The organism is Escherichia sp. TW09308 (genome assembly GCF_000208565.1).
Taxonomy (GTDB): Bacteria; Pseudomonadota; Gammaproteobacteria; order Enterobacterales; family Enterobacteriaceae; genus Escherichia; species Escherichia marmotae.
The window spans coordinates 1,131,406-1,144,123 of sequence record NZ_AEME01000001.1 but is presented as its reverse complement, the minus strand read 5'-3'; the positions used below and the strand labels follow the sequence as shown (position 1 = coordinate 1,144,123).

General features: G+C 49.2%; 8 protein-coding genes. 4 read left to right on the top strand and 4 right to left on the bottom strand.

All coding sequences use genetic code 11. The features are described from left to right. Positions 1-51 precede the first annotated feature (51 nt). Positions 52-774 (top strand): bifunctional 2-polyprenyl-6-hydroxyphenol methylase/3-demethylubiquinol 3-O-methyltransferase UbiG, encoded by a 723-nt coding sequence (gene ubiG, locus ESM_RS0105615; protein ID WP_000990777.1) that lies wholly within the window; start codon positions 52-54, stop codon positions 772-774. 145 nt (positions 775-919) lie between these two features. Here the strand turns inward: ubiG and yfaL are convergent, their stop codons facing one another. Next, positions 920-4,666, bottom strand: a complete 3,747-nt coding sequence (gene yfaL / locus ESM_RS0105605; protein WP_001036999.1) for an AIDA-I family autotransporter adhesin YfaL/EhaC — start codon at positions 4,664-4,666, stop codon at positions 920-922. A gap of 689 nt (positions 4,667-5,355) precedes the next feature. Here yfaL and nrdA point away from each other — a divergent pair. The 3 genes from nrdA to yfaE all read left to right on the top strand — a co-directional run bounded on the left by nrdA (position 5,356) and on the right by yfaE (position 9,090). Then, positions 5,356-7,641: a class 1a ribonucleoside-diphosphate reductase subunit alpha gene (gene nrdA / locus ESM_RS0105595; protein ID WP_001075189.1), complete on the top strand. Its 2,286-nt coding sequence runs from the start codon at positions 5,356-5,358 to the stop codon at positions 7,639-7,641. A 64-nt stretch (positions 7,642-7,705) separates the two neighbouring features. After that, on the top strand, positions 7,706-8,836 hold the full coding sequence (nrdB, locus tag ESM_RS0105590; RefSeq protein WP_000332038.1) for a class Ia ribonucleoside-diphosphate reductase subunit beta: 1,131 nt from the start codon (positions 7,706-7,708) through the stop codon (positions 8,834-8,836). Further along, a complete protein-coding gene (gene yfaE, locus ESM_RS0105585) occupies positions 8,836-9,090 on the top strand; it encodes a ferredoxin-like diferric-tyrosyl radical cofactor maintenance protein YfaE (RefSeq protein ID WP_000135039.1) in 255 nt (84 codons plus the stop codon). Before nrdB ends, yfaE begins: the two co-directional genes overlap by 1 nt. 153 nt (positions 9,091-9,243) lie before the next feature. On the opposite strand, the gene inaA is transcribed toward yfaE, so the two are convergent. The 3 genes from inaA to glpT all read right to left on the bottom strand — a co-directional run bounded on the left by inaA (position 9,244) and on the right by glpT (position 12,575). Then, positions 9,244-9,894 carry a lipopolysaccharide kinase InaA gene (gene inaA, locus ESM_RS0105580; RefSeq protein WP_000301036.1) on the bottom strand — a complete coding sequence of 217 codons (651 nt, stop codon included), beginning with the start codon at positions 9,892-9,894 and terminating at the stop codon, positions 9,244-9,246. Between the two features lie 241 nt (positions 9,895-10,135). Continuing rightward, the gene (gene glpQ, locus ESM_RS0105575) at positions 10,136-11,212 is read right to left on the bottom strand and encodes a glycerophosphodiester phosphodiesterase (protein WP_000779068.1); all 1,077 of its coding nucleotides are present in this window, start codon (positions 11,210-11,212) and stop codon (positions 10,136-10,138) included. Positions 11,213-11,216: 4 nt separating this feature from the next. Next, entirely contained in the window at positions 11,217-12,575 is a 1,359-nt protein-coding gene (gene glpT / locus ESM_RS0105570) for a glycerol-3-phosphate transporter (protein WP_000948746.1), read from the bottom strand. Positions 12,576-12,718: the final 143 nt, after the last annotated feature.

Here is a 12,718-nt window from a genome sequence, read left to right as displayed (position 1 = left end):
GCAATGCCTGATATACTCGCTTGTCTTGCCAATTACGGAGTAGAAGTGCCAATGAATGCCGAAAAATCGCCGGTAAACCATAACGTAGACCACGAAGAGATCGCTAAATTTGAAGCCGTCGCCTCCCGCTGGTGGGATCTGGAAGGCGAGTTCAAACCACTGCACCGCATTAACCCGCTGCGTCTGGGCTATATTGCCGAGCGTTCCGGCGGTTTATTTGGCAAAAAGGTGCTTGATGTCGGTTGTGGCGGCGGCATTCTGGCTGAGAGTATGGCGCGAGAAGGCGCGACAGTGACCGGTCTGGATATGGGCTTTGAGCCATTGCAGGTAGCAAAACTTCACGCACTGGAAAGCGGCATTCAGGTGGAGTACGTGCAGGAAACCGTTGAAGAGCACGCGGCAAAGCATGCCGGACAGTATGATGTGGTAACCTGCATGGAGATGCTGGAGCACGTTCCCGATCCGCAGTCAGTGGTCAGAGCCTGTGCGCAATTAGTAAAACCGGGCGGCGATGTCTTTTTCTCAACGCTTAACCGCAACGGCAAGTCGTGGCTGATGGCGGTAGTCGGCGCGGAATATATTTTGCGCATGGTGCCAAAAGGCACGCACGACGTGAAGAAGTTTATTAAACCGGCAGAACTGCTGGGTTGGGTGGATCAGACCAGTTTAAAAGAACGTCATATGACCGGGCTGCATTACAACCCGCTCACTAACTCCTTTAAGCTCGGCCCCGGCGTTGATGTGAACTATATGCTGCATACGCAGAATAAGTGAGATTGTAAGCCGGATCGCACCGAATCCGGCAACGATGCCAATGCCTGATGCGACGCTTGCCGCGCCTTATCAGGCCTACAAACGCTCCAGTAGGCCGGATAAAGCATTTACTCCGCATCCGGCAACGATGCCGGGCGGGCAGTAATTACCATTTCACCGTCATCGACAAAAATCCTGCCGTCTGGGCAAAATCATCACTTCCCTTCTGCCACGCCACGCTGCCGCGCAGGGAAACTCGCTGGCTAATATTGCCTGTTATCCCCACTTTTATTTCACCACGCTGCTTCGCCACATCATCGCTAATATTGCTGCCATCTTCTTCAATTTCTGCCGAATGAGGATCGTGATAATAATTCAGATCCAACGTTGGCGTGACATGAACGACGGTATGCCATTCGCTGCGTAATCCCAACCGCATCTGAATATCATCACCCTGCGATTGGGACACCCGAGCACGGTTAGCGGCGGTGAAATCATTTTGCTTCACGCCCTGATAGACAACCTGCGCTTGCGGTTCAATTAATACGCCGCGCATCGGTAACCACTGATACCCCGCCTCCAGCGACGCAACGATCCCTGATGAACGATAATGGTCCACACCATCGCCTTGCTCGCTGACATCGTTATTAAACCAGGCATATTGCAGCCAGCTATCAAGCCATGCCCCCTGCTTTTGACTGCCATGCTGAAACCAGCTTGATGTCAGACCAACGGCATAACCGCGGTTCTGGTTATCGGCACGGGTTGAGGTGATATTCGAGCGACTATATCCCTGGTTATTGCTGTAGCTTCCAACGCCCGCCAGTGTCCATTCGCCATCATCCCCCCAGTTTTCACTTAACAGGTTGCCACTAAGCTGTATCGTAGAAGTGTCTTCGTGCAGGGCCATTTGCCCCACGGCAGTGTAATGCTCGTGCCCACCCAAAATGCGTAAATGTAGCGATTGACTGTTGCCACCGGCATGGTCGCGTCTCTCCATCACAAATGCCTGGTTTACCGCTCGCAGGTTATTAAGATATCCCCCGGTTTTCGCATTCAACACAGGCTGGTAAGCAGGCATCGGGGTTGGTGCAGGATCAGGCGTGGGATCGGGAGTCGGTTCCGGCTCAGGTAGCGGCGTCGGAGTCTCTTTTTGCGAACGCAAATACCAGTCGCTGTTATCTTCCACCAACATATAGTCGTAAGCGCCCATATTGACGTAGCCGCTGCCCGCCAGACTAAACTGCGCATTGTTCTGAAATTGTGTGGGATCGGCATTGAAATCAACCACTTTAATACCTGTGGATGTCGGCTCGCCAATGCCAGTAATCGGGTTAATCACTACCGTGGTGTTACCGGAGGTATTGCCGTTAAGTACCAGCAGATCGCTTACAGAATCATTGCCGTCTAATTCACTATCGAGCAGCAACGTACCGCCGCCATTGTAATCGCCATTCACCGTCAGTGTGTCGCCAGCAGCACCATTTTGCAGACTCACCTCACCGGAAGTATTGGTCAGATCACCATTGACCGTCACGTCTGAAAGGTAAGTCAGGCTGTCTGTTTCAAGATTGGTATTAAGCTCACCGGTCAATACCGTACCATCGGAGACATTGACCAGAGTACCGCCACCGATAAACAGTGAGGCATCCAACGCGGCGGAAGTCTCCTGTCCGGTTAAACGTAAGACGGTGCCATCGCTGATATCGATAGTGCCGCTGGAAGTCGCATCAATAGACTGAATATCCTGATCCGCACCAGTCTCGAACGTAGCCCCATCACCGACCCACAACGACGAAACATAAGGAAAGATATCCGCAACATCACCTTTCAGCGTGCCTTCCTCCACTCGCACCGCCGACTGCGCCGTACCACTGGCGGTCAGTTCCAGGGTGCCTGCGCCTGTTTTCGTTAGTGTGCTGCCAGCATCCTGATCCTGCCCACTACTGTCGGCCATCAACGCCCCCCATTGCGTGTAGACCCCCGCATCAACTGCGACTTCACCATCAGCGCGCATTTCGATATTACGCCCATGCCCCGCCGTCGCTGAGCATGTGTCAACATCTGCAGTTATCTCCATTACACTATTTTGCTGGTTATCGGTAAAAATGACCTGACGGTTGTAATCCGTATCGCCAAGCTGTGAATTATCGCTAACGATTAGCGTTCCCGAAGCGATTTGCGTAGTGCCCAGATATGGATTGTCATTCGCCAGGCTTACCTGTCTATCACCTGCATCCACCACCACATAGACACCTTTTTTCCCGTCATCGCCAATATGCAGATCGTCGCCGCCATAGAGATCGGCAACGTCCTGACTACCAATCACCGTGCCGCCGCTGCCGCTAATTTCCAGACCATCGTTTTCTGCCGTACCACTCTGCCAGGTAGTAAAATCGGAAAGATCCAGCACACCATTGTTTAGCACGATTGACTGTGGATCGTTCTGCATCGCCGCCAGGTCATCAGCATTACCGGTTAAGGAGAGAATCGCCCCGTCTTCCACCACAATATCGCCGGTCAGTGCCATCGACTGCGCTCCCGTCAGGACATAACTACCGTTTTCAGCAATAGTCAGTTGCCCATCCCCCTGAACAGTCCCGGCAAAACCGCCCTGGTTGACAGTAACATTACCACCGGCGTCAATATTTAAAGTGCCATTCTGAAAACCCGTTAACGAATGTACAAATGTTTGCTGAGTCGTTCCAACGTTAAGCTCAGCCTGATTATCTGTCTGTCCGATACTGCCAACGCTCAGACCATAGCAATTTTGCGGATTGTTTTGGCACTGATTGTCACCAACATTCATCAGCGAATTATTCCGCCCCAACATGACTTCACCGTTTTTAATTCTCATCTCACCGGTAAAATCATTGTTATCAGCGTTAAGCACCAGTTCGCCCGCTCCGGCTTTGGTAATAAAGCCCGTCCCCGCAATGGAATCGATAGCCCCATCATTTTTCGTACTGCCAATGATCAAAGTTTTACCAGCCGCAATATCAAAACGGATCTCACTTGACCCCATATACAGAAAGCCTCCTGCCGCTGCCGAAGCCTCTTCACCGTAAGCAAATGCACTGTTATTCACATCTAATAATACGTCCTCGTTCTGGCTATAACTGTCATCAACAGCGATATCAATAAGATAAGGAGAAATTGCGTTGCTGGTATAAATTGCACCACCATAACCTTCGGCAGTGTTATTTATAAATGAAGTATTATTAATGACTGTAAAGCCTGATGGATGTGTTTTATCGTTATTATTATCAGTAATATCGATAGCTCCACCATCACCATCACTGTAACTCGTTGATGTATATGCCTGATTATTATTAAAAACCGTGTTATTTAAGTAGACATTATTATTAATTGAATATATTGCGCCACCTTTGCCATCGTTAGCAATATTATCTGTAAATACAGCATTGGTGACGCTAAGATCAATATCACCAGCGTCATTTGTCCCCGCGGAATAGATCGCCCCCCCATACCCCCCTGCTACATTACCGTCAAAAATAACCTGAGTAAGATTCAGCGTTGAATTTTCTTTCGCAAAGATAGCCCCGCCATTATTATACTCACCACTCACGGTATTATTTTCAAACAGCGTCATCCCTGTTCCGTCTTGTGCTGACAATGTGAAATTGGCACCTTGTTGTAAAAATACCGCACCTCCACTGGTATCATTTTTCATAGAAGAAAAAATAAGCCATTGCCCGTCAGCAACATTCCAGACCTGTGTACTACCTGAAAGGCTCTGGCGACTGGCCCGGCAACTGGCTATAACGTTAACACCCTGACATGAAGGCATAATCTGCGACGCTGCATTCGCTCGTGTAAACGCACATGCAACGACAGCCAGAAAAATTAAGAGATATTCTTTCCTGATAAAAACAATCCATTTTTTATTCATAATCTGACAGCCTGTGAGAAATAACACGCCATCATTAAAAGACATATTACGATTGTAGATAATGACTAATTGTAAGCAAGAAGAATTTAAAACCTATATACTAAAAATATTATCTTCTGAAAGAGATTAATTATTCTTTTTGATATTTACTAAATTATGAAATAACAATAATTAAAACACATCAAACTGATTAATTCGTTTCTTGTTTACCTGGAATAATCAACATCGCAAATTTTTATTTCACATCTGCTGATTAAAAAATACCGCTTCCGTGAACCACAACCATTTACATTCGCTCACATCATAAACATAACATTAAGTCACAACGTGATATGAATTTGTGCTGGTATCAATTTTCGCCACTCCTGACATAAGCGCAATAAATAACCTGGATCAATAATTATCTCAAATTGAACGTTCAAGAAATCACCGAACGGTTATTTTTAACAATTTTTTCTCTTCCCATTGACTTTCCCGGACACCTTGTCTGACCTAAGGTGCGTGGAAGCCACTTTTCCCGTTGCGACTTATCCACAAAGTTATGCACTTGCAAGAGGGCCATTTTCACACTATCTTGCAGTGAATCCCAAACATACCCCCTATATATAGTGTTCATTGCGACTTTCCTTACTACAGGTAGTCAAAGCGATGCTATTGCGGAAAGTATTCCAAAAACAGGTACGACATACATGAATCAGAATCTGCTGGTGACAAAGCGCGACGGTAGCACAGAGCGCATCAATCTCGATAAAATCCATCGCGTTCTGGACTGGGCGGCAGAAGGGCTGCATAACGTTTCGATTTCCCAGGTCGAGCTGCGCTCCCACATTCAGTTTTATGACGGCATCAAGACCTCCGACATCCACGAAACCATTATCAAGGCTGCCGCTGACCTGATCTCCCGTGAAGCACCGGATTATCAGTATCTCGCCGCGCGTCTGGCGATCTTCCACCTGCGTAAAAAAGCCTACGGCCAGTTTGAGCCGCCAGCGCTGTACGATCACGTGGTAAAAATGGTTGAAATGGGCAAATACGATAATCATCTGCTGGAAGACTACACGGAAGAAGAGTTCAAGCAGATGGACACGTTTATCGATCACGACCGTGATATGACCTTCTCTTACGCTGCTGTTAAACAGCTTGAAGGCAAATATCTGGTACAAAACCGCGTGACCGGAGAAATCTACGAGAGCGCCCAGTTCCTCTATATTCTGGTTGCTGCGTGCCTGTTCTCGAATTACCCGCGTGAAACGCGTCTGCAATACGTGAAGCGTTTTTACGATGCGGTTTCCACGTTTAAGATTTCGTTGCCGACGCCAATCATGTCCGGCGTGCGTACCCCGACTCGCCAGTTCAGCTCCTGCGTACTGATCGAGTGCGGCGACAGCCTGGATTCCATCAATGCCACCTCCAGCGCAATCGTGAAATACGTTTCCCAGCGTGCAGGTATTGGCATCAACGCCGGTCGCATTCGTGCACTGGGTAGCCCGATTCGCGGCGGCGAAGCGTTTCACACGGGTTGTATCCCGTTCTATAAACATTTCCAGACCGCAGTGAAGTCCTGCTCCCAGGGCGGTGTACGCGGTGGTGCAGCTACGTTGTTCTACCCAATATGGCATCTGGAAGTTGAAAGCCTGCTGGTGCTGAAAAACAACCGTGGGGTTGAAGGCAACCGCGTGCGCCATATGGACTACGGTGTACAAATCAACAAGCTGATGTATACCCGTCTGCTGAAAGGTGAAGATATTACCCTGTTCAGTCCATCCGATGTTCCGGGGTTATACGACGCGTTCTTTGCCGATCAGGAAGAATTTGAGCGCCTGTACACCAAGTATGAGAAAGACGACAGCATCCGTAAACAGCGCGTGAAAGCGGTTGAGCTATTCTCGCTAATGATGCAGGAACGCGCGTCTACCGGTCGTATCTATATTCAGAACGTTGACCACTGCAACACCCACAGCCCATTTGATCCGGCTGTTGCGCCAGTGCGCCAGTCTAACCTGTGCCTGGAAATCGCCCTGCCGACCAAACCGCTGAATGACGTCAACGACGAAAACGGTGAAATCGCGCTGTGTACGCTGTCTGCTTTCAACCTGGGCGCAATTAACAGCCTGGATGAACTTGAAGAACTGGCGATTCTGGCAGTACGTGCGCTTGATGCGCTACTGGATTATCAGGATTACCCAATCCCGGCGGCAAAACGCGGGGCAATGGGTCGTCGTACGCTGGGTATTGGCGTGATCAACTTCGCTTACTATCTGGCGAAGCACGGTAAACGTTACTCCGACGGCAGCGCCAACAACCTGACGCACCAAACCTTTGAAGCGATCCAGTATTATCTGCTGAAAGCGTCTAACGAACTGGCAAAAGAGCAAGGCGCGTGCCCGTGGTTTAACGAAACCACCTACGCAAAAGGGATCCTGCCGATCGATACCTACAAGAAAGATCTGGATGCTATCGCCAATGAGCCGCTGCATTACGACTGGGAAGCATTGCGTGAGTCGATCAAAACCCACGGCCTGCGTAACTCCACGCTTTCAGCGCTGATGCCGTCAGAAACCTCTTCGCAGATTTCTAACGCCACCAACGGTATTGAGCCGCCACGTGGTTACGTCAGCATTAAAGCGTCGAAAGACGGGATTCTGCGCCAGGTGGTGCCAGACTATGAACACCTGCACGACGCCTATGAGCTGCTGTGGGAAATGCCGGGTAATGATGGTTATTTGCAACTGGTGGGTATCATGCAGAAATTCATCGACCAGTCGATCTCTGCTAACACCAACTACGATCCATCGCGCTTCCCGTCAGGAAAAGTGCCGATGCAGCAGTTGCTGAAAGACCTGCTCACCGCCTACAAATTCGGGGTCAAAACGCTGTATTATCAGAACACCCGTGATGGCGCAGAAGACGCGCAGGACGATCTGGTGCCGTCAATCCAGGACGATGGCTGCGAAAGCGGTGCATGTAAGATCTGATATTGTGATGCCGGATGCGGTGTGAACGCCTTATCCGGCATTAAACTCCCAACAGGACATATTCATGGCATATACCACATTTTCACAGACGAAGAATGATCAGCTCAAAGAACCGATGTTCTTTGGTCAGCCGGTCAACGTGGCTCGCTACGATCAACAAAAATATGAAATCTTCGAAAAGTTGATCGAAAAGCAGCTCTCTTTCTTCTGGCGTCCGGAAGAAGTTGATGTCTCCCGCGACCGTATCGATTATCAGGCGCTGCCAGAGCACGAAAAGCACATCTTTATCAGCAACCTGAAGTACCAGACGCTTTTGGATTCCATTCAGGGTCGTAGTCCGAACGTAGCGCTTCTGCCGCTGATTTCGATTCCAGAACTGGAAACCTGGGTAGAAACCTGGGCGTTTTCGGAAACTATTCACTCCCGTTCCTACACGCACATTATTCGTAATATTGTTAACGATCCGTCTGTTGTGTTTGACGATATTGTCACCAACGAGCAGATCCAGAAACGCGCAGAAGGGATTTCGGCTTACTACGACGAACTGATCGAAATGACCAGTTACTGGCACCTGCTGGGCGAAGGCACCCACACCGTTAACGGTAAAACCGTAACTGTCAGCCTGCGCGAGTTGAAGAAAAAACTCTATCTGTGCCTGATGAGCGTTAATGCGCTGGAAGCAATTCGCTTCTACGTCAGCTTCGCTTGTTCCTTCGCTTTCGCTGAACGTGAGCTGATGGAAGGCAATGCCAAGATTATTCGCCTGATTGCCCGTGACGAAGCACTACACCTGACCGGCACTCAGCATATGCTGAATCTGCTGCGCAGCGGTGCGGACGATCCGGAAATGGCGGAAATTGCCGAAGAGTGCAAACAAGAGTGCTATGACCTGTTTGTCCAGGCGGCGCAACAGGAGAAAGACTGGGCGGATTATCTGTTCCGTGACGGTTCAATGATTGGTCTGAACAAAGACATTCTCTGCCAGTACGTTGAATACATCACCAATATCCGTATGCAGGCTGTCGGTTTGGATCTGCCGTTCCAGACACGCTCCAACCCGATCCCGTGGATCAACACCTGGCTGGTGTCTGATAATGTGCAGGTTGCTCCGCAGGAAGTGGAAGTCAGTTCTTATCTGGTCGGACAGATTGATTCGGAAGTGGACACCGACGATTTGAGTAACTTCCAACTCTGATGGCTCGCGTTACCCTGCGCATCACTGGCACACAACTGCTGTGCCAGGATGAACACCCTTCCCTTCTGGCAGCGCTGGAATCCCACAATGTGGCGGTTGAGTATCAGTGTCGCGAAGGCTACTGCGGCTCCTGTCGCACGCGTCTTGTTGCAGGCCAGGTGGACTGGATTGCCGAACCGTTAGCCTTTATTCAGCCAGGGGAAATTTTGCCCTGTTGTTGCCGGGCAAAAGGCGATATTGAAATCGAGTTGTGATCGAGTACTAGTGCCAGATGCGACGCTGATGCGTCTTATCTGTCTTACAACGGCTTTTTGTAGGTTGGATAAGGCGTTTACGCCGCATCCAACATGGCATGCGCGAATAGTTGCCAGATGCGACGCTGATGCGTCTTATCTGGCCTACAACGATTACATGGCGTAGTAATACGCTTTCACCTGTTCCCAGTCCGCTTTAGGGATCGGCTCCAGATATTTCTCCAGTTGCCGGAAGTCATGATTAATCGCTTTATGGCGACGCAGACGACGGCGACTTTTCTCCAGATCAAGAAAACCGGCTTCTGGCTTACCTTCTGTTTTCACATAGATATGGCGAACGTAGCAGCAGCCGTGTTGACGATTAACGCTATGCATCTTTTTAAATGCCAGCGCCACTGCTTCCAACATTGCTTGCCGTACATCGTTGGGATAGGGCGTTACTGCATGCTGTGCATACCAGTCAGCAATACTGACAAAACCCGCCATATCTTCAGTCACCAGTAACGCACGCCATTCGCCATCAATTTTCACCGCTTCTCCAAAAACGATTTTCGGCACAATCACGCCAGCGCGTTCCAGATCTTTTATCACCGCAACCTCGCGCACAATCGTCGGGCGACCAAACGGATAGCGGATAGAATGAAACAGGTGCCGAGTCATGCGCTTTACATACAGCTTTTTGCCGTTGTGCTCGACGCATTGCACCCCGCTCATGCCGTTGCGGCGGTAATTCGGTTTCTCAACCCAGTCACCTTCTGTAGCCCACCAATGATTGAATTCGTCGAGTTTTGCTGAAACTGCCATACCCTGTCGCCTTGTTTTTATTGTTAACGACAATGACTATAGGTGTTCACCTTAAGAAAAACTTAATAAAAAGTGTTTCTTAAGGGATTTCATTTGTCGGGAACTCGTCATCTCACGCTAAAGAACAGCAAGCAAAGATAACTAACTGACTTTATTGAAGAATTAATTTCACTCTGACGTGAATGGGATTTTGAATGAAGGGAAATAGCGGATGGCACGTAAGTGCCATCCGAGACTGAAGTTACTCTTTATTGAGGAATTTTACTGCTTTATCCGGGAAGTCCGTAAACAGCCCATTAACACCCGCTTTGTTATACAGAGCGTCATACAGTTGATTCACATCGGTCGTATATTCTGGCAGCTTATCCGACCGCACGGTATAAGGATGCACAACCAACTTATTCTGCTGCGCGTCTTTCACCATTCCGGTAAGTTTAATATTGCCCGGCTGCGATGTCTCATCAATCACCATATGGTAATCCGGGCCAATGCCGTCAGCATATTCCGCTACCTGCTTCATGGCACCCGGCTTAAACATCCAGTCGTAACTGTAATTAACCCAGGTTCCATCTGGTTGTTTCTGCTGGGTTTCATTCCAGTCAGTATAGGCAATCAGTTGAACCAGATTAAGATCCATGCCCATTTTCGGTTCCAGCTCATTTTTAATACGTTTCAGCTCATCAGCATCAAAGCATTGCAAATAAACTTTGTCATCTTTACCGGTGTAACCGTATTTTTTCAGCACTTCCAGGGTTTTAGCCGCAATATCTTTCCCTTCCTGATGATGAAACCACGGCGCTTTAATTTCTGGATAGATGCCGATATTTTTCCCCGTCGAGTGGTTTAACCCCTGAACAAATTCAATCTCTTCTTCGAAAGTGTGCACACGAAAGTCAGATTTCCCCATCGGGAAGCGTCCGGGGAAAGTCTGCACTTTTTTGCCATTTTCAATATCGAAGCCTTCAGTGAATTTTAAAGACTTAATTTCATCCAGCGTAAAATCTATCGCGTAGTAACGGCCATCTTTACGCGCCCGCTCCGGAAAACGCTCGGCCACATCAGTAACGCGGTCAAGATAGTGGTCATGCAGGACGACCAGATGGTCGTCTTTGGTCATCACTAAATCCTGCTCCAGATAATCAGCCCCTTGCGCATACGCCATCGCTTTTGCGGGTAGCGTATGCTCCGGCAAATAACCACTTGCGCCGCGATGGGCTATTACAATTTTCTCGCTGTTGTCTGCCGCCATTGCACTGCTTCCCATGATCATTCCACTCATCATGATCGCCATGCTAAGGTTTTTAAGTGTCAGTTTCATGCCATTAGCCTCCGTTGCGTTTTTGCTGTAATTCCTGATGGCGACGTTTTTCGCCAATCATCACGACAATTAACAAGATAACTGCCAGAATGCTGCCGCCAATCATCACCATGAAGCCGCCATCCCAGCCGAAGTAGTCAACGGTGTAACCGACAATTGCGCTTGCCGCCACAGAACCGCCAAGATAACCAAACAGCCCGGTAAAGCCCGCCGCCGTACCTGCTGCTTTTTTCGGTGCCAGTTCCAGCGCGTGCAGACCTATCAGCATGACGGGACCATAGATCAGGAAGCCAATGACAATCATGCAAACCATATCAACAGTCGGATTACCTGCCGGGTTCATCCAGTAAACAATAGTAGCGATGGTCACCAGAGTCATAAAGAAGACGCCAGTTGCCCCACGGTTACCGCGGAAGACTTTATCCGACATCCAGCCACACAGCAGAGTGCCCGGAATGCCCGCGTACTCATAAAGGAAGTAGGCCCAGGAAGATTTATCCAGCGCGAAATGCTTCACCTCTTTCAGGTAGGTTGGCGACCAGTCGAGGATGCCGTAGCGCAGCAGATAAACGAATACGTTGGCAATAGCGATGTACCACAGCAGCTTGTTCGGCAGTACGTACTGCATGAAAATCTGCTTCGCAGTCAGTTCCTGTTCCGCTTTTTCGTTATAGTCGTCCGGATAATCATTTTTGTACTCTTCGATCGGCGGCAAACCACAGGATTGTGGGGTATCGCGCATCATGGCAAAAGCGAAAAGCGCCACCAGAATGGCACAGAAAGCAGGCATATAGAGCGCCGCGTGCCAGTCATTAAACCAGGCCATACCCAGCAGGAACAGCAGCGGCGGAATACCACCACCGACGTTATGCGCACAGTTCCATACTGACACAATGCTGCCACGCTCTTTCTGCGACCACCAGTGCACCATAGTACGACCACACGGCGGCCATCCCATTCCCTGGAACCAACCGCAGAGGAACAGAAGAACAAACATCACCGCAATGCTGGAAGTCGCCCACGGCACAAAGCCCATAAACAGCATCACTGCCGCCGCAAGAATCAAACCTGCTGGCAGGAAAACGCGCGGATTCGAGCGATCCGAAACTGACCCCATGATGAATTTCGAAAATCCGTAAGCAATGGAGATACCGGAAAGGGCAAAACCTAAATCCCCACGAGAGAATCCCTGCTCCACCAGATAGGGCATAGCGAGAGCAAAGTTCTTACGAACCAGATAGTAAGCGGCATAACCAAAGAATATCCCCAGGAAAATTTGCCAGCGCAATCGACGATAAGTCGGATCGATCTCCGCAGCAGGTAGGCGCGCTTTGTGTGGCGCTGGTTTAAAAATACTCAACATTTATAGCCTCCGTGGCCCGTGGTCTTATTTATGATTAACAGACTGATTCAATAGAAGAACCTGCCGTTTCTTGAGTGGCCGCGATGTTAATTAATCATTCATTTTATGAATGTGAATTACCGCACACATTATTAAATACGATG

Bases quoted from the DNA above. Each gene is read 5' to 3' on its own strand.
- nrdB (WP_000332038.1), top strand. From the start codon at position 7,706: ATGGCATATACCACATTTTCACAGACGAAGAATGATCAGCTCAAAGAA.
- glpQ (WP_000779068.1), bottom strand. From the start codon at position 11,212: ATGAAACTGACACTTAAAAACCTTAGCATGGCGATCATGATGAGTGGA.
- ubiG (WP_000990777.1), top strand. From the start codon at position 52: ATGAATGCCGAAAAATCGCCGGTAAACCATAACGTAGACCACGAAGAG.
- glpT (WP_000948746.1), bottom strand. From the start codon at position 12,575: ATGTTGAGTATTTTTAAACCAGCGCCACACAAAGCGCGCCTACCTGCT.
- inaA (WP_000301036.1), bottom strand. From the start codon at position 9,894: ATGGCAGTTTCAGCAAAACTCGACGAATTCAATCATTGGTGGGCTACA.
- nrdA (WP_001075189.1), top strand. From the start codon at position 5,356: ATGAATCAGAATCTGCTGGTGACAAAGCGCGACGGTAGCACAGAGCGC.
- yfaL (WP_001036999.1), bottom strand. From the start codon at position 4,666: ATGAATAAAAAATGGATTGTTTTTATCAGGAAAGAATATCTCTTAATT.
- yfaE (WP_000135039.1), top strand. From the start codon at position 8,836: ATGGCTCGCGTTACCCTGCGCATCACTGGCACACAACTGCTGTGCCAG.